Source organism: Vibrio sp. YYF0003, assembly GCF_036350715.1.
Lineage (GTDB): Bacteria > Pseudomonadota > Gammaproteobacteria > Enterobacterales > Vibrionaceae > Vibrio > Vibrio natriegens.
The window spans coordinates 189,159-205,959 of sequence record NZ_JAZDWA010000004.1 but is presented as its reverse complement, the minus strand read 5'-3'; the positions used below and the strand labels follow the sequence as shown (position 1 = coordinate 205,959).

Annotated in this window: 16 protein-coding genes; 7 read left to right on the top strand and 9 right to left on the bottom strand. The window is 46.6% G+C overall.

The genetic code is table 11. The annotated features are described in order from the left end of the window. Positions 1 to 8: 8 nt before the first annotated feature. Entirely contained in the window at positions 9 to 1,502 is a 1,494-nt protein-coding gene (gene hutH / locus V1U08_RS13720; protein WP_329354811.1) for a histidine ammonia-lyase, read from the bottom strand. 145 nt (positions 1,503 to 1,647) lie between these two features. Between hutH and V1U08_RS13715 the strand changes: the two genes are divergently transcribed. After that, positions 1,648 to 2,550, top strand: coding sequence for a LysR family transcriptional regulator (locus tag V1U08_RS13715; RefSeq protein WP_330470813.1), 903 nt, complete (start codon positions 1,648 to 1,650; stop codon positions 2,548 to 2,550). Positions 2,551 to 2,709: 159 nt separating this feature from the next. Here the strand turns inward: V1U08_RS13715 and V1U08_RS13710 are convergent, their stop codons facing one another. From V1U08_RS13710 to citC, 7 genes are read right to left on the bottom strand one after another with little or no spacing between them, the layout of a single operon-like run. Continuing rightward, positions 2,710 to 3,540, bottom strand: a complete 831-nt coding sequence (locus tag V1U08_RS13710; RefSeq protein WP_014233701.1) for a DUF5718 family protein — start codon at positions 3,538 to 3,540, stop codon at positions 2,710 to 2,712. Positions 3,541 to 3,575: 35 nt separating this feature from the next. After that, complete coding sequence (citG, locus tag V1U08_RS13705) at positions 3,576 to 4,517, bottom strand: triphosphoribosyl-dephospho-CoA synthase CitG (protein ID WP_330470812.1); 942 nt, start codon at positions 4,515 to 4,517, stop codon at positions 3,576 to 3,578. Then, the gene (citX, locus tag V1U08_RS13700; protein WP_330470811.1) at positions 4,501 to 5,040 is read right to left on the bottom strand and encodes a citrate lyase holo-[acyl-carrier protein] synthase; all 540 of its coding nucleotides are present in this window, start codon (positions 5,038 to 5,040) and stop codon (positions 4,501 to 4,503) included. The genes citG and citX overlap by 17 nt, the downstream gene beginning before the upstream one ends. Next, on the bottom strand, positions 5,037 to 6,506 hold the full coding sequence (gene citF / locus V1U08_RS13695; protein ID WP_330470918.1) for a citrate lyase subunit alpha: 1,470 nt from the start codon (positions 6,504 to 6,506) through the stop codon (positions 5,037 to 5,039). Before citF ends, citX begins: the two co-directional genes overlap by 4 nt. A gap of 54 nt (positions 6,507 to 6,560) precedes the next feature. Beyond that, the gene (citE, locus tag V1U08_RS13690; protein ID WP_014233697.1) at positions 6,561 to 7,436 is read right to left on the bottom strand and encodes a citrate (pro-3S)-lyase subunit beta; all 876 of its coding nucleotides are present in this window, start codon (positions 7,434 to 7,436) and stop codon (positions 6,561 to 6,563) included. Continuing rightward, positions 7,433 to 7,729 (bottom strand): citrate lyase acyl carrier protein, encoded by a 297-nt coding sequence (citD, locus tag V1U08_RS13685; protein ID WP_014233696.1) that lies wholly within the window; start codon positions 7,727 to 7,729, stop codon positions 7,433 to 7,435. Before citD ends, citE begins: the two co-directional genes overlap by 4 nt. A gap of 35 nt (positions 7,730 to 7,764) precedes the next feature. Next, a complete protein-coding gene (citC, locus tag V1U08_RS13680) occupies positions 7,765 to 8,817 on the bottom strand; it encodes a [citrate (pro-3S)-lyase] ligase (RefSeq protein ID WP_014233695.1) in 1,053 nt (350 codons plus the stop codon). 273 nt (positions 8,818 to 9,090) lie between these two features. On the opposite strand from citC, the gene citS reads away from it, so the two are divergent. From citS to V1U08_RS13650, 6 genes are all read left to right on the top strand, one after another. Continuing rightward, a complete protein-coding gene (gene citS / locus V1U08_RS13675; protein ID WP_014233694.1) occupies positions 9,091 to 10,434 on the top strand; it encodes a citrate/sodium symporter CitS in 1,344 nt (447 codons plus the stop codon). Between the two features lie 67 nt (positions 10,435 to 10,501). Continuing rightward, positions 10,502 to 10,756: an OadG family protein gene (locus V1U08_RS13670; RefSeq protein WP_014233693.1), complete on the top strand. Its 255-nt coding sequence runs from the start codon at positions 10,502 to 10,504 to the stop codon at positions 10,754 to 10,756. 11 nt (positions 10,757 to 10,767) lie between these two features. Continuing rightward, on the top strand, positions 10,768 to 12,579 hold the full coding sequence (gene oadA / locus V1U08_RS13665) for a sodium-extruding oxaloacetate decarboxylase subunit alpha (protein ID WP_330470810.1): 1,812 nt from the start codon (positions 10,768 to 10,770) through the stop codon (positions 12,577 to 12,579). 15 nt (positions 12,580 to 12,594) lie between these two features. Then, positions 12,595 to 13,896 carry a sodium ion-translocating decarboxylase subunit beta gene (locus tag V1U08_RS13660; RefSeq protein ID WP_014233691.1) on the top strand — a complete coding sequence of 434 codons (1,302 nt, stop codon included), beginning with the start codon at positions 12,595 to 12,597 and terminating at the stop codon, positions 13,894 to 13,896. Between the two features lie 109 nt (positions 13,897 to 14,005). Next, positions 14,006 to 15,661 (top strand): sensor histidine kinase, encoded by a 1,656-nt coding sequence (locus V1U08_RS13655; protein WP_330470809.1) that lies wholly within the window; start codon positions 14,006 to 14,008, stop codon positions 15,659 to 15,661. Then, positions 15,648 to 16,325, top strand: coding sequence for a response regulator (locus V1U08_RS13650; RefSeq protein ID WP_014233689.1), 678 nt, complete (start codon positions 15,648 to 15,650; stop codon positions 16,323 to 16,325). The genes V1U08_RS13655 and V1U08_RS13650 overlap by 14 nt, the downstream gene beginning before the upstream one ends. A 51-nt stretch (positions 16,326 to 16,376) precedes the next feature. On the opposite strand, the gene V1U08_RS13645 is transcribed toward V1U08_RS13650, so the two are convergent. Then, the gene (locus V1U08_RS13645; protein WP_014233688.1) at positions 16,377 to 16,649 is read right to left on the bottom strand and encodes a hypothetical protein; all 273 of its coding nucleotides are present in this window, start codon (positions 16,647 to 16,649) and stop codon (positions 16,377 to 16,379) included. Positions 16,650 to 16,801 lie beyond the last annotated feature (152 nt).

Below are 16,801 nucleotides of genomic sequence, written 5' to 3'. Positions count from 1 at the left end.
AGTCTCCCTTAGTTCACGTTAAATGCTTGTGTTTTAACCAGTGTGATCATCGCATCGATATCAGGCTTAAGCAGGCGGTCTTCTTCTAGCTTGGCAACTTTCTCACGAATAATCTGGAAGTTTTCTTCAATCAGATCTGAACATTTGTGCGGACGTCTGAACTCTATCGCCTGTGCAGCGTACATCAGCTCAATGCCAAAAATCTTTTCCAAATTACCTAAGATTTGGTTCAGTTTTCGACCCGAAATACTACCCATAGAAACGTGATCTTCCTGACCCATTGAGGTCGGCACGCTGTCAGCAGACGGTGGGAAACAGAGTGATTTGTTTTCAGTAACCAGTGCAGCTGTCGCGTATTGCGGAATCATCATGCCCGAGTTAAGACCACCAGATGAGGTCAACAGACGCGGCAGACCGTGCAAGCCCTCAAGAAGCAGGTAACAACGACGGTCTGCAATATTGCCCAGCTCCGCAGCTGCGATTGAAGCGTAATCCAATACCATCGCCAAAGGTTGACCATGGAAGCTACCACCTGAAATTGCTTCTTCAGAACTGATAACGATCGGGTTATCAGTCACAGAGTTCATTTCGATTTCAGCCAGCTCTTTTAAGTGGTTAAAAGCGTTGCGAGAAGCACCGTGTACCTGCGGAATACAACGCAGTGAATATGGGTCTTGCACGCGAACACAATCTGCGTGTGAAGCCATGTTCTCAGAACCTTCGAAGAAACGGCGCATACGCGCTGCCACTTCAATGTTACCTGCGAACGCACGCGTCAGGTGAAGCTCTTCTCTGAATGGCGAGCCACTGCCTTGCATGCCCTCGATACTCATCGCGCCAGCCAAATCAGCTAGATCCAGAAGGTAACGCATTTTTGTAAGCGCGGTAATCGCATGTGACAGAATAAATTGTGTGCCGTTGATCAGTGCCAAACCTTCTTTAGCATGCAGCTCAAGAGGCTCTAGGCCGTTTTCACGAAGTGCTTGCGCTGCAGGAACAATGCGGTCTCCCTGCCAGAATTCACCTTCACCAATCAATGGTAAAAACAGGTGAGAAAGAGGCGCTAAGTCGCCTGATGCGCCAACTGAGCCTTGCTCCGGTACAACAGGGATTAGGTCTAGTTCGATAAACGCCAACATACGCTGAACCACTTCTAGGCGAATGCCCGAGTAGCCCTGACTTAACGCATGCACCTTAGTAATCAGCATCAGTTTTGAGATTGGTTTAGCAATTGGCTCACCAACACCAACCGCATGAGTAATCAGGAGGTTTTTTTGTAGTAGATGCGTTTCTTCAGGTGAGATTTGCGTATCACATAGAGGACCGAAACCAGTATTGATGCCGTACACCGCCTTATCAGATGCAGCGATGATGTCTACATTACGACGACTTGCATTGATCTTATCCAGCGCTTCTTCACACAGTTCCGCTTTGATACTGCCGTCAGCAATTCCATTTACGATATCTAGGTTTAGTCGGTCTACACCATATCTAAACGTCATTTTGTTCTCCTAACATACGATATTTTGCTATCACGTTACTTATGGACCTATGCTAGCTTGCTCTGGATGTTTTATAAAAGCATAATGTTCGTAGTTCATTCCGATTTTATCGAACTAACAAGCCAACATAAAAAGAGGTCACACCATGCAGGTTCAAGATGTCGATTTACGTATGCTGAGGATATTCGTCGCTATCGTCGAATGCGGTGGTTTATCAGCTGCAGAATCCCGCCTAAACATTGGGCGTTCAACCATTAGCTCACATTTGTCTGATTTGGAGTTACGTCTTGGACTTAAGCTGTGTAAACGTGGCCGAAGCGGTTTTGAGGTGACAGAGGCGGGGCATGTGACTTATCAGGCATCGCTGGAGTTACTTCAGCAGTGTGAAGCTTTTGCCGCGACCGTCGCAAGTTCGAAAAACGAACTCTCGGGCCGAGCAACAATTGCCATGATTGACACCTTAGTCAACGATCCGCGCTGCCGCGTGTCAGAGGTAGTGTCGTCATTAAAAAGCCGAAGCAACAACTTACAGTTCGACATTAACGTCTGTGAAGCACGCGAAGTTGAAACGTCCGTAGCCAATGGCCGCTCGCTGGTCGGGATCGGCGTCAGTCGCCACCAATTAAGGGGACTGGATTACTATCCGCTGCACAATGAAACCAACTATTTGTATTGCGGTAAAGGCCACCCGCTGTTCGACTGTAAGCCTTCTGAAATCAAGACTCTTTTACAACAAGCAGAAGTGATCACCAGTAACTATATGCGAGATAAGGAAACTCGCAACGATGCACTGAATTACCAAAATAGCGCTACCGCCTATCACGATGAGGGAATTGCTCATCTCATTTTATCCGGCGCGTTTATCGGTTACCTGCCCGAGCACTACGCCAGCAATTGGGTCGACAAGGGGTTGTTCAAGCCTATCCTGCCGGAAAAGTACACCTATCAAATTCCGGTCATGCTGATCACGTTAAAAAACAACTCGGCTTCACCATTGGCTAAAGCGCTGATTGAAGAGATTAAACGTTGCCACGTGACTGATACATAATCAGGTGGCGTAACCTGAAAAGTGATTTTAATCAGCAGGAATGCGTATTCCTCTTTACCGAAAAAAAGCCTAACATTCGTGTCGTAACAACACGGATGTTAGGCAAAATACAGCCCTGGCCAACGCCAGCACCGCCCTACTAATACTATGTCTTAAGTGTTAGAACACGGTTTGAACCACCGCCGAAATACCCTGCTGCTGAAGATCATTAGCAGCTGCCAACTGGCGAATTTTCTGCGGCGTGTAACTGCGCTGGTCATAAACCACGACCATGCTGACATCACCACGTTCTAAGAAGTTAGACTCACCATATGGAGTGTAACGCGTCGCGCCTAGCGCCAACAGCACCTGAGATGGGTAGTTTGCTTCAGCAATCATCTGCTTGATATTTTCTTTAGGCCCCATGTCTTGCTGCTGGTTCATCTGCTCACCAATCCAATTAAGCAAGGTGTCGTAGAAATAGGTGTAGCCAGAGATTTCGCAATCTTCACCATACAGTTCAAACGCTTCGCCGCGCTGGTGAAAACTTGCAATCCGATATTGATCAATATCACCGCCACGAGTCAAACCACTGATCGGTAGCATGGTTTGGGCAATGCCCTTTGACGCCGTTCCCCAGTTCTTTTTCTCACTGATCTTATTAGCATTAGGACGGCGAATGGAGCAATCGTTAAAAGCACCAAATGCTTGAGGTAGTAAATCAACGACGTGATTATTCTGATCATAGATGACGTCGCACAACAGCCCCACTTCTGGTTCAATTTGTAAATTATCGACATCCAGAGGCAACTGAATCGCATCATGACTGAGCGGGAAATTGGTTAAAAAAGAGTTGCTCTCAGCTGGCACGTAAATAGGAAACAGCGCTTGCGGCACAGCTAAGTCTGCCCCTTCAATCTGGGCAAAATCCGCCGCCTCTCCAGCTTGCTGTAGGTGACCCGCGAAATTGCCGGCGATGCCAAGCACAAGAACATCTGTATACATTTCCATGAAGGTAAATTCCTTATTTTTCCACTGTTGCCGATTTAACGGCTATATTTATTGAGCTGGTTTAACTGCGCTAAAAGCCAGGTCATCGCTAACAAATCCGCGCTCCCCCCTGGGCTCAGACGGCGCTCAGTAAACTGCTTATTTAGTTCAATAAGCTCTTGTTCGAGTTGAGGGTGGTCACTGCCGCCTTTTTGCAAAAGATGCCAAGCCGCATTTTGCACGAAACGCAGTCCATGCATGCCACCGCGAGATACCACGTTGGTGTCTTGGTTGTTCGCCATTAAGACCAGCAAAGTTTGCCACAAGGCGTGTTCGGTGGTTTTTCCTTTGGCGATCGCCTGCTCGTACGCCGGAAGGCTAAACTGAGTAATGGTGGCAAAACCCGATGCCGCTTCTCCGCGAGCGCCAGTCAAACCATATTGCTGATAAAGCGTTTCACCATGGGTTTGGGCGGTACGATTTGAACGTTTCAGTTCATCAATCACGAGCGTTTCGCAACTACGTTTGATTACCTGGCTAACATGAATCGAGTCAAGCGTTAAGCCTTTACCTTTCAACCAACCAATGGCACCGCATATCAGCCCAAGACTGAAGATCATACCTTTATGCGTGTTGACCCCTTCGGTGGCTTTAAACATCGCCAGCTCCGCCTGGACACCAATAGGCCTTAATACTGACAGTAAGCTGTCAGCCATAAACTGACGATGTTCAAAACCGGCAATCAAAAAGTCATGAATAAAAGGCTTAATGGCTTCAGCGCTGCGTTCAAAAAGACGCACATCCATATCGTTGTGGGCGCCATTATCGAGCAAATCAACTAACCCAGGCTTTGGCGTCAAGTGCACTTCCACCAACATCGAGTGATAAGCCAACTCGGATACCAATTTGAACAGGTCGACACGTACTGAGCGGTCGGCTTGAACTAGCGTACTGCAAAAGTGCTCGGCCCCCACAAGAAGATTAAGCGCTGTATTCATGTTCTCTTACCATTTCATCGATTACGGAAGTAAGCTCCGAGAGTGTGTGACGATGACTGCGTCCACAGACAACGGCATCTTGCTCACAGATGAGGCATTTACGACGCGGCATTTGTTTCCCCTGGCGCGATATAATTTTGCCGTCTTCGCCTATTACGTCGAGGTCCATCAGCCTGCCTAGCGGGTGACAAGACTCAATGTTAATCATCAGCTTTTTGAGTACCGATGCGCTGACTGCTTTCACTGCAAACACCCCTTCTGGGCCAGTATTTTTAGTCAGCAGTTGGCGCGCTGCTATGTCACAGCCGTGTTGCTTACAAGCCAGGCTTATCGCCTCTACCCCTTGTTCAAACACTTTGTGTGAACTAGGGGTTAACTTGTATGGGCCGGGAATATTGACAGTAAAGGAGATGAGAGGTGATGAGTGGCGGCTAAGCCACTCATGTTGTCGTTTCATTCGAGCCTCTTTGCTCTCCAATACTTCGTCAAGCCCAACCGCGTGTGCTTGGCGATCAAAGGTCATTGTTTTACTCTCCTAATCACATCAATCACAGAGCCATCACGGTAACGAACATAACCCACGATTTGCTCTTCAAATTCAATCGGCGCCGGTTCACCTGTTAAAGTCATGGCGCGCTGGCAAAGCGCTTCAATATCGACCACTTCAATGCCTTTGCTTTCTAGCTGCTCACGCACATCCGCACGTTTTGGATTCACCGCCACGCCGTGATCGGTTACCAACACATCTACCGATTCACCAGGCGTTACCGTATTGAGCACGCGATTTACCACGGTTGGAATTCGTCCGCGAACAAGTGGCGCAACGACAATCGCTAAACTTGCGCCTGCTGCGGTATCACAGTGACCGCCAGAGGCTCCGCGAATAACCCCATCAGAGCCAGTGATTACGTTGACGTTAAATTGAGTATCGATTTCTAATGCACTGAGAATCACAATATCCAAGCGATCGACTACCGCACCTTTTGAGGATGGGTTCGCGTATTCGTTAGCGGAAATCTCAATGTGATTTGGGTTGCGCGCTAATGAGTCCGCCGCACCAGCATCAAAACATTGCACATCCAGTAAGTTTTTAATTAAGCCTTTTTCGTGCATCGCCACCATAGTTGAGGTGATGCCACCTAAGGCAAACTCTGCTGTAATGCCTTGTTTCACCATTTCATTTTCTAAAAAGCGAGTAACGGCTAGCGATGCGCCACCAGACCCGGTTTGGATGTTAAAACCTTGTTTGAAATAAGGTGAGTTGACGATGACATCCGCCGCTCGCTTCGCTATCAGAAGTTCACGAGGGTTGCTGGTAAGGCGCGTTTCACCGCCGCCAATTTTAGCTGGGTCACCCACTTCAGCAACTTCCACTACCGCATCCACATAGTCTTGAGTGATGGACGCAGGATGGTTGGGATAAGCCGCTAAACTTTCAGTCAGCATGATCACATGTTTTGCATGCTGTGCATCCACTTTGGCATAGCCTAGCGATCCGCAGCGAGATTGACCATTAATACCATTAGCGTTGCCAAATTCATCACAACAAGGGACACCGATAAAGGCGACATCAATATTCAGCTCACCACTTTGTACCAGGTGAACACGGCCTCCGTGGGAATGAATATGCACAGGTTCTTTCAATAAACCGTTCGAAATCGCCTCGCCCAGTTCACCGCGAATGCCTGAGGTATAAAGTTTGCTTACCACACCATTACGGATGTGCTCAACGATAGGCGAATGAATGCTGGTTAGTGAACTTGGCGCTAACGTTAAGTTTTTAAAACCCATATTGGCGATGGTTTCCATCACCATATTGATGACTTTATCCCCACCACGAAATGAGTGGTGGAAAGAGATGGTCATCCCATCTTGTAGACCTGAGTCGCGGATCGCTTGCTCAAGGTCCGTTTTCATTTTTCGACCCGTTTTTGCGTTCGCATCAGCCAGATAAGGCGTGGTACGGTTGGCACCACCAAATGCGGTCAGTGATGACGCTTGAGGAAGGTCTAGATTAAATTCAAATTCTGCCATGATACTGCCTTACTGTTTGATTCCTGATTCTGCTTTTTGAAGAGTCCAGCGCGCGCGCTCAATGATTGGACTATCGACCATTTTGCCGTTAAGCGACACCACACCGAGACCTTGCTCTTCGGCTTCTTTAGCGGCTTCAATCACGCGAATGGCGTAGTCCACTTCTTTCTGCGTTGGAGCGAATACGTTATGGATAATTTCGATTTGGCGAGGGTTAATCAACGACTTACCATCAAAGCCAAGTTGTTTGATGTGCTCGGCTTCACGTAAGAAACCAGCCTCGTTATTGGCATCAGAGTAAACCGTATCAAACGCCATGATTCCTGCAGAACGAGCCGCTTGCAGAATTGAGCAACGGGCAAACAAAAGCTCAGTACCTTCTGGTGAGCGCTGGGTACGCAAGTCACGCACATAATCTTCAGCACCAAGTGCAATACCAATCAAACGCGGACAACAATGTGCGATATCGACGGCATTATTTACACCGTTAGCCGATTCAATCGCTGCCATCATTTTGGTACTGCCTACTGCACGACCACATTGGCGCTCAATCTCTGTGATATGACGTTCCATCTCCAGCACATCTTCAGCATTGTCGGTTTTAGGTAGACGAACCACGTCAGCGCCGCCGCGAATAACCGCATTGAGGTCATTGAGACCGTGCTCAGAGTCGAGAGGATTAACTCGGACCACGGTCTCAACATCTTGATAAAACGGGTGTTGCAGCGCATGAAAAACCAACATTCTTGCGGTGTCTTTTTCGCGAATAGAGACAGAATCTTCCAAGTCAAACATGATGGCATCTGGCTTGTAGATAAAAGTGTTGCTCAACATGGCGGCGTTAGCGCCAGGAACAAACAGCATGCTGCGACGTAGTTGACTCATGATAGTGCTCCCCATTCAATCTGTTTACTCTCGGCTGCGCGCATAACTGCGGCTTGGACTCGAGCTTTGATCACACAATCCAAGGCACCTTTATCTTCAATCTCAAGCTGGGCAGATTCCACGCCCATACTACTTAGGACTTCACGAACCAAACTTTCAATAGCTGCTCCGAACTGCTTTTGCACCGAACTGTCTAGCGCAATATCAATTACGCCTTCTGGGTTAGGCGCAATGCGAACTTGCAAGTCACTGGACTCCAGTGTGCCTGCAAAAGCGGGCTGTATAATTTTCATTCAATAAACCTTTAACACGTTAATTTATTAGGCAGCTAAGCAGCCGCAAACTCACCAGAGCGCACCGCTGCGAACAGTTGATGTCTCTGGATGTAATCAATGGATGTCTGTGGCAGCAGTGAAGCAAGCTGTTTGAGCTGCCCTTGCTTAAGTAACGAACGTACCGTTGAAGCCGATATAGGCTGTTGCTGTACAGTTTTACGTTCAAATTCAACTACTTCAATCGATGGCCACTTCAAGTCGTCCGTGGTTAGCCAATGTTTCATTTGTTGGTTGTAATGACTGGTGACCACACACTCTGGTTCACTGCCCACGTAACGGTGGGTAATGCCCAAAGCGGGCGCGATGAAATGACGAAATAGTTGTAAGTCGATGGCGGTATGACAATAGTTAATCAACCCCTGAGACTTAATAAAATACGTAGGAAATGTCGCTCTTGAAATAATATAGCTCGAACCTGGATGTACAGTGATATTTCGAACATGGCTGATGCCATTTTTAATCATTTCAAATCTGTCGTGATAAGAAAATTCACTTCCTTCTTCTTTAACGACAATGATATGTAACCAGTCACAATCTTTTGCCGCTTGCTCAATTAAATATTGATGACCTAAAGTAAATGGGTTCGCATTAATAACAATGCCACCAACTTTATTGCCATCAACTTTTAATTTTTTCAATTTTCGACAATAGTTTCTTAAGCGATATTGACTATTTTCTAAAAGGACTAAGTTGCCATCTACTTTTGCAATAGGAAAGAAACCAGATTGACGAAATAATTTAACATTCTGTGGTTTAGTAAACAGGAATAATTCATATCTTCCCATCTCATAAGCCATAGAGGTTAATTCGGTCATGAGTTTCAATGAAAACCCAGTGCCATGCAGTTGTTCAACGATAGCAATTGATTTAAGAATATTCCCGGCAATCCCGCCGCAGGCCACAATCTCTTCGCCTGAATACGCAACAATAAAGCGCTCTACATCCGTGTCGACGCCAAGGTTAAAGCGTTGTAAAAACGCGGCTATATCAGACCACTTTGTCTGATTCCTAACACTAACCCTGCATAATGTATAAGTATCTAACATCTTATTCATCCCCTTATCTCGACAATTAAATATTGAGCGAATAGACGATAGAAAATGATGATCGCAGTCGACTATTTTTTGCGACTAAAAAATCTTTATGATTTTAATGTTTTTTATTACCTAACTTATTGAAATTAAACAAAACACAACAATTAAAAACTTTAAATTCATAAGTGTATTTTTAAGCCATAACATTAAATGATCACTCTCACAGTTAATGTAAGGAAATCTTAATAACTTGGTAAGCGAAACATCAACAATGGAATATTTAAGATGAACGAAAAAACTTTAATTATAAATGAAGGACAAAGCTCTAGCTTAGCGATGTTATCGCAAGTTAGAATTTTTGGACTACCATTACCTCTCTACAGCATCTTATTCATGGTTATTTTGATCGCACATGTAACTGACACTATCCCAGATAATATTGTGGGTGGTTTTGGTTTTATGTTCGTGGTTGGAGCCATATTTGGTGAATTAGGGAATCGTCTACCAATCTTTAACAAATATATTGGCGGTGCGCCCGTCATGATTTTCTTGGTCGCCGCTTGGTTTGTCCATGCAGGCTTATTAACGGATAAAGAAATCTCAACAGTCACCGCAGTCATGAAGAGTACTGACTTCCTCGACTTGTTTATTGCCGTATTGATTACGGGTTCGATTCTTGCCGTAAACCGTAAACTTTTGCTCAAATCTCTTGTCGGCTACATTCCAACGATTTTAGCTGCTGTAGCTGGCGCTTCAGTTCTTGGTATTTTGGGTGGTTTGATCTTCGGAATTTCTGTAAAAGAAATCATGATGTTATACGTTCTTCCTATCATGGGCGGCGGTAACGGTGCAGGCGCAATTCCTCTGTCAGAAATCTATGAATCGGTTACTGGTGGCTCTAAAGAGCAGTACTACTCAATTGCTATCGCGATTCTAACCATTGCCAACATCGTTGCGATTGTGGCAGCAGCGGTACTTAATGGTATCGGTGAAAAAATGCCATCACTGACAGGTAATGGCGAGTTGCTACGTAAGTCTAACTTCAGCGTTGAAGAGCAAAAAGAAGCCAAAATCACCCCGCGTGAAATCGCGATTGGCCTCATGCTTGCTGCCTGTGTATACACGTTTTCTGCTGCACTATCGAAAGAAATTTTGCCAGGCTTTGGTGATGTGAAAATTCACACCTTTGCTTACATGGTGATTTTGGTTGCCATCCTTAATGCTTGTGGTGTGTGTTCTGACGAGATCAAAGAAGGCGCTAAACGTCTCGCTTCATTCTTCTCAAAACAGCTGCTTTGGGTACTGATGGTCGGCGTAGGTATCGCGTATACCGACCTTGGCGAAATCATCAACGCATTGAATTTCACTAACGTGGTTATCGCTTCACTTATCGTTGTGGGTGCCATTATTGGTGCATCTGTTGGTGGCTGGGTGATGGGCTTCTACCCTATTGAATCATCTATTACTGCTGGCCTTTGTATGGCAAACCGCGGTGGTTCTGGTGACCTGGAAGTACTTGCCGCTTCAAACCGCATGTCTTTGCTTTCTTATGCGCAAATCTCCTCACGTCTTGGTGGCGGTCTGGTACTGATTATTGCCAGTGTCGTGTTTGGCGTACTCGGCGGTTAATCGCAATTTTATTTCACTGGGAGCAAACGGGTGACCTTTGCTCCCCCACTTATTTTTGGGAGCGCTTATGCAGTCAAATCTATTTTCCGAAGGACTCAACCTGATGACGTTAGGCATGGGGTTTGTGTTCATTTTTCTCGTCTTTTTGGTGTTCGCCGTAACCGCCATGTCCAACTTGATTGCACGTTGGTTCCCAGAACCTGAAGCAAAACCGGCAACAAAAAGTGTTACACCGCCACCTTCAGCACAGCAAGACAATCAGTTAGTTGCAGTGTTAGCGGCGGCCATTCACCACAAAAGAATTCAACAAAACTCGCTGTAGAAGGAATCCTCATGTCTGAGTCAAAAAAAACCATTGGCATTACTGACGTTGTCTTACGTGACGCGCATCAATCGTTATTCGCAACTCGTCTTTGCTTAGATGACATGCTTCCTATCGCTCAGCAACTTGATGAGATCGGTTACTGGTCTCTGGAATGTTGGGGTGGCGCCACTTTTGACAGCTGCATTCGCTTTCTTGGTGAAGACCCATGGGTACGCCTGCGCGAACTGAAAAAAGCCATGCCTAAAACGCCTCTGCAAATGCTGCTGCGTGGTCAAAACCTGTTGGGCTATCGTCATTATGCTGACGATGTGGTGGATAAATTCGTCGAACGCGCGGTGAGCAACGGAATGGATGTATTCCGTGTCTTTGATGCTATGAACGACCCGCGCAATATGCAGCAAGCCATCACCGCAGTAAAGAATAACAACGCTCATGCCCAAGGCACACTGTGCTACACCACCAGCCCAGCGCATAACTTACAAACTTGGGTTGATCTGGCTCAGCAACTGAGCGAAATTGGCGTCGATTCCATCGCGCTAAAAGATATGGCCGGCATTTTAACGCCATACCAAGCCGAAGAGCTGGTCTCGACCCTGAAAAAACAAGTCGATGTACCGCTGCATCTACATTGCCACTCTACTGCTGGCCTTGCAGATATGACGGTTATTAAAGCCATTGAAGCAGGCGTTGACCGCGTTGATACCGCTATCTCTTCAATGAGCGGCACTTACGGCCATCCAGCCACCGAATCGTTAGTCGCGACGCTTAAAGACACACCATTTGATACCGGGCTTAATATTGAAAAGCTGGAATCTATTGCCGCTTACTTCCGCGACGTGCGTAAAAAATACGCCGCCTTTGAAGGTCAGCTAAAAGGCTCAGATTCGCGCATCATCGTCGCGCAAGTTCCAGGTGGCATGCTCACCAATATGGAAAGTCAGCTCAAGCAACAAAACGCGGCAGACAAACTTGATCAAGTGCTGATTGAGATTCCAAAAGTACGTGAAGAGCTTGGCTTTATTCCGTTGGTAACCCCAACCTCACAAATTGTCGGCACTCAAGCGGTGATCAACGTATTGATGGGCGAGCGTTACAAAACCATCACCAAAGAAACGGCGGGCGTTTTAAAAGGTGAATACGGCCGCACTCCGGCACCAGTCAACGTGGCTTTACAAGCTCGCGTACTCGACGGTGAACAGCCGATAACCTGCCGTCCAGCAGACCAATTGCCGCCAGAGCTCGATACCCTGATTAGCGACGTAAAATCTCAGGCTCAAGAGAAAAGCCTCACGCTTGCCGACGACCTAATCGATGACGTATTGACCATCGCACTCTTCCCTCAGGTAGGCTGGAAATTCCTCGAAAACCGCAACAACCCAGATGCGTTTGAGCCAAAGCCATCAGCATCTCAATCTAATCAAGCAAATACAGAGAAAAGTAAAATGACACAACAACCAAGCACGTACACTATTACCGTCAACAACCAAACGTATGTGGTTGAAGTCAATGAAGGCGGCGATATCACCCAAGTCGCACCAGCTGCTGCACAAGCTCCGGCACCAACTGCTGCACAACCTGCACCAAGCGTCCCAGCACCAGCTGCCAACTCCGAGCCAATGAATGCTCCGCTGACCGGTAACATTTGGAAAATTCACGCTAAACCAGGTGATACCGTAGAAGAAGGCCAAGTCCTGCTGATCCTTGAAGCAATGAAAATGGAAACCGAAATCCGTGCTCCACGTACCGGTCAAATTGCTAGCATCGAAGTCTCTGAAGGTGACGCCGTTGATGTCGGTGCTCCACTACTGCAAATCGCATAAACAGGAATTTGTCCCATGGAAAAAGTCTTTGCTCTAGTCAATGATTTTGGTTTGTTCCACCTTGAGTGGGGCCAGGCCATTATGATCATTGTCGGCTTGCTGTTGCTATATCTGGCAATCGTCAAACAGTTTGAACCATTGTTGCTAGTACCGATCGGCTTTGGTGGTATTCTTGCCAACCTTCCCGATGCCGGGCTTGCAATGTCAGCCGTTGAAAACGCACTGCATGCTGCCAAGCCGGAAGTCATGTCTGCCTTTGCATCAGCACTGAATCTGACTGTAGATTCCGCTGCTGACATCAAAGCAGCGCTTGCAAGTGCCACACCTACTCAGCTTACCAATATCCATTTGCTGGCTGAAGAGTATCAATACTCTGATGGCATGTTGTACCTATTTTACAGCGTAGCCATTGCCTCTGGAGCTGGTCCTTTGGTGATCTTTATGGGCGTTGGCGCGATGACTGACTTTGGTCCCCTGCTCGCCAACCCTAAAACCTTACTACTCGGTGCAGCCGCGCAGTTTGGTATCTTCGCTACCGTCCTCGGCGCGCTGGCCCTAAGCAGCTTTGGCCTGATGGACTTCAGCGTTGCCCAAGCGGCCGCAGTTGGCATTATCGGCGGTGCGGATGGCCCAACCGCTATCTACGTGTCTAGTTTGCTAGCGCCAGAGCTTCTGGGTGCGATTGCCGTTGCTGCATACTCTTATATGGCATTGGTACCGTTGATTCAGCCGCCTATCATGCGCGCGCTCACCACACCATCTGAGCGACAAATTACCATGCAGCAGCTACGTAAAGTCGGCAAGTTAGAGAAAGTATGTTTCCCACTGTTGCTACTTGTACTTATCGCTATGCTCTTGCCTTCGGCAACACCGCTACTGGGTATGTTCTGCTTTGGTAACCTGATGCGTCAATGTGGCGTGGTCGAACGTCTTTCTGATACCGCGCAAAACGCGTTAATCAACATTGTGACGATCTTCCTTGGCCTTTCTGTTGGCTCAAAACTGATGGCTGATAAGTTCCTTCAAGCAGAAACCATCGGCATTTTGGCCTTGGGCATTGTGGCATTTTGTATCGGCACAGCGGCGGGCATTCTCATGGCGAAACTGCTTAACCGTTTTACCTCGGATCAAGTGAACCCTTTAATTGGGTCAGCTGGTGTTTCTGCCGTGCCAATGGCGGCTCGCGTATCAAACAAAATCGGCCTTGAAGCCAATGCGCAAAACTTTTTGCTGATGCACGCCATGGGTCCTAACGTTGCGGGGGTTATCGGCTCAGCCGTAGCAGCGGGTGTAATGATCAAATATGTGATCGGCTAGACAAATTGTAGGAAGAGACTGACAAATGCTAACTCCATTAGATCGAGATCAGTTCTCTTCCTCATTTCGTTTTATAAAGTCATTGTTCTTAAGCTGCAACGAAGATCACATGCCAAATCAAGCCATTCATCACCATCTCTGCAGAAACATGACTTTTCGCCAGCGTGTTTGGGCACTACTGTTTGTGGTCGTAAGTATTCAGTTACTCTTGATAGGTGGCTACTTTCACTACATTTTATCCGAAACTTTGACCCATCAAGTCAGCACCCGAGCGGTGATTCAAGCACGAGAAATTGCCAGTGACCCACAGTTAATCGCTGCTATTGCAGAGCACAATGACGCCGAAGTGGTAAAGCAAATTGCTCGCTTGCAGAAAATCTCCGATGCAGACTTTATTGTGGTGGGCGATGATCAAGGCATTCGTCTTGCTCATCCTGATACAGAAAAAATCGGCTATCCGATGCAGGGCGGCGATAACATACGAGCATTAGAGCAAGGCGAACACTATTACTCGATTCGTAAAGGTAGTCTTGGCGTTGCAATTCGGGGTAAATCTCCGGTGATCTCGTTACAAGGAGAGATTATCGGCGTGGTATCCATCGGTTACTTATTAGATACCGTCAGTAGCTGGTTACTGTTCTATTCCTATCCCTTTTTCTTCGCACTACTCATCATTTTGGCCTGCTCAACCTTAGGCGCGTGGGCATTTTCTCGTCACGTTAAAAAACAGATGTACGGCATGGAGCCGGAAGAAATTGCGCTCTCTCTTCGAGTGCAAAACTCAGTTCTGGAAGCGGTGTATGAAGGCATTATTGCCATAGATAAACAAGGGCGCTTTCTGTCCGCCAACCAAGAAGCCCTACGTATTCTTGGGATTGCGCACCATTTAGACTATCTTCGCGGACGTATGGCCAACGAATTTATTACCCCATGCGAATTTTTCTACGGCGTGACAATGAATGGTGAGCAAGACATTCACGAACGTCAACATGAAGTCATCACCTGTAACGGCGAGACCTTAGTTGCAACACGAGTTCGCATCTGGGAAAACGATAATGATGTCGGCTGGGTGGTAAGTTTTCGACCACGTAACGACAAGAGCACGCTCAATTATCAGCTCAACAACATTCGTCAACAAACCGATAATCTGCGTGTGCTGAGTCATGAGTATGCGAACAAACTTTCCACTATCAGTGGATTGATACAAATTGGCGCCTATGACCAGGCGCTAAAAGCGATTCGCCAGGAAACGGAGACTCATCAACAACTGATTGATTTCATCTCGCGAACCTTTAACTCAAAAGTCATTGCTGGTCTACTTCTTGGTAAGTATACCCGCGCCCATGAGTTGGGGTTAACCCTTGAGTTCGACCCATTTTGCCAGCTACATCATCCCCCAACGCGAATTACCGAAGACGAACTTGCCGCGATCATCGGTAATCTGCTCGACAATGCCTATGAAGCCACGCTTAAAAATCCAGACAGCGATAAACAAATCACCATTTTGCTTTCAGATTATGGTGAAAATGAACTGATTGTCGAAGTGGCGGATAATGGCACCGGAATTCCTTCTAAAATCGCAGAATCCCTATTTGAAAAAGGGGTGACAAGCAAAGAACAACTAGGCCACGGCATCGGACTCTACCTTGTTCACCACTTTGTCACACGTGCTGGCGGCACGATTGTGGTAGATGACGCAGAACCAGCCGGAACAATTTTTTCTTTATTTATTCCTAACGTGAGTACAGAAGATGGAAACCTATGACGTATTGATCGTCGAAGACGAAACCAACATCGCCGAGTTTCACTCGTATTATTTGCAGCAAACACAACGCTTTCGTCCGATTGGGATCGCCAAAAGCGTGGCAGAAGCTAAAAAGATGATTCAATTGCTTAAACCGAAACTGGTCTTGTTGGATAACTATCTTCCAGATGGCAAAGGCATTGATTTACTGAAGGAAATAACGGCCTCAAAAAGCTCACCTGATGTCATATTTATCACTGCCGCTAATGATATGGAAACGGTACGTGAAGGGGTGAGATGTGGTGTGTTTGACTACCTATTAAAGCCGATCTCGTATGACCGTTTAGCTGATTCTCTGGAGCGTTACCTGAAATACACCAGCTCATTGAATTCCAACGACAGTATTAACCAGCGCCATGTTGACGAGTTGTTTAACTTTCAATCGAAAACCGCGCATCTACAGCAATTACCTAAAGGCATTGATGAATTAACGCTTGATAAGGTCACCGAGGCTTTTGATGAAAGTGAAGAACTTTATACCGCTGACACTTTGGGTAAAGAAGTGGGCATCAGTAAAACCACCGCTCGTCGCTACCTTGAATTTCTCACTGCGAAAGGCTTTGTTCACGCAGTCATCCAACACGGCCGCGTTGGCCGTCCAGAACGCGTTTATAAAAAGAGATAATGGAAACGGGTGGCAACACGTAACAGAAAGCTCGTTGCGTGTTGCCAAATATTACAACGTCAGATTGGCAGGGATCACTTCCGTGCCTTCAGCGATCTCGAGTGGGCTGTCTAGATTTTCACTGTGCGCTTTGCACAATGGAATGACGTACAGTTGCTGTTCGTCATTTTGAGCTTTCACTAACACTCCATGAGTGTGTTCAACAACGCAATTAACCTCACTGCAATATTTATCATGTTGAGAACTAAAGTGTTGCCAGTATGAAAGCCACTCTTGCTTCGCTTTATCATTAATGAGCTCATCAGAAACATTACTTACAATCATATGCAGACCATTTTGTTTGTTTGGGAATGCCCTGATTAAACCGAAAACTGCACGGGTAAATTTCGCTTTAGCTCAAAGAAAAGCATGAGCTTAATGCCCTCTTCGGTTTTTAAGTTTTTAATTGTTATTGGCGTCTATTTAAAGGCTAAAAG

What these genes read in the sequence shown, in the direction of transcription:
- hutH (WP_329354811.1), bottom strand. Translation starts at nt 1,502, where the DNA reads ATGACGTTTAGATATGGTGTAGACCGACTAAACCTAGATATCGTAAAT.
- V1U08_RS13715 (WP_330470813.1), top strand. Translation starts at nt 1,648, where the DNA reads ATGCAGGTTCAAGATGTCGATTTACGTATGCTGAGGATATTCGTCGCT.
- V1U08_RS13710 (WP_014233701.1), bottom strand. Translation starts at nt 3,540, where the DNA reads ATGGAAATGTATACAGATGTTCTTGTGCTTGGCATCGCCGGCAATTTC.
- citG (WP_330470812.1), bottom strand. Translation starts at nt 4,517, where the DNA reads ATGAATACAGCGCTTAATCTTCTTGTGGGGGCCGAGCACTTTTGCAGT.
- citX (WP_330470811.1), bottom strand. Translation starts at nt 5,040, where the DNA reads ATGACCTTTGATCGCCAAGCACACGCGGTTGGGCTTGACGAAGTATTG.
- citE (WP_014233697.1), bottom strand. Translation starts at nt 7,436, where the DNA reads ATGAGTCAACTACGTCGCAGCATGCTGTTTGTTCCTGGCGCTAACGCC.
- citD (WP_014233696.1), bottom strand. Translation starts at nt 7,729, where the DNA reads ATGAAAATTATACAGCCCGCTTTTGCAGGCACACTGGAGTCCAGTGAC.
- citC (WP_014233695.1), bottom strand. Translation starts at nt 8,817, where the DNA reads ATGTTAGATACTTATACATTATGCAGGGTTAGTGTTAGGAATCAGACA.
- citS (WP_014233694.1), top strand. Translation starts at nt 9,091, where the DNA reads ATGAACGAAAAAACTTTAATTATAAATGAAGGACAAAGCTCTAGCTTA.
- V1U08_RS13670 (WP_014233693.1), top strand. Translation starts at nt 10,502, where the DNA reads ATGCAGTCAAATCTATTTTCCGAAGGACTCAACCTGATGACGTTAGGC.
- oadA (WP_330470810.1), top strand. Translation starts at nt 10,768, where the DNA reads ATGTCTGAGTCAAAAAAAACCATTGGCATTACTGACGTTGTCTTACGT.
- V1U08_RS13660 (WP_014233691.1), top strand. Translation starts at nt 12,595, where the DNA reads ATGGAAAAAGTCTTTGCTCTAGTCAATGATTTTGGTTTGTTCCACCTT.
- V1U08_RS13655 (WP_330470809.1), top strand. Translation starts at nt 14,006, where the DNA reads ATGCCAAATCAAGCCATTCATCACCATCTCTGCAGAAACATGACTTTT.
- V1U08_RS13650 (WP_014233689.1), top strand. Translation starts at nt 15,648, where the DNA reads ATGGAAACCTATGACGTATTGATCGTCGAAGACGAAACCAACATCGCC.
- V1U08_RS13645 (WP_014233688.1), bottom strand. Translation starts at nt 16,649, where the DNA reads ATGATTGTAAGTAATGTTTCTGATGAGCTCATTAATGATAAAGCGAAG.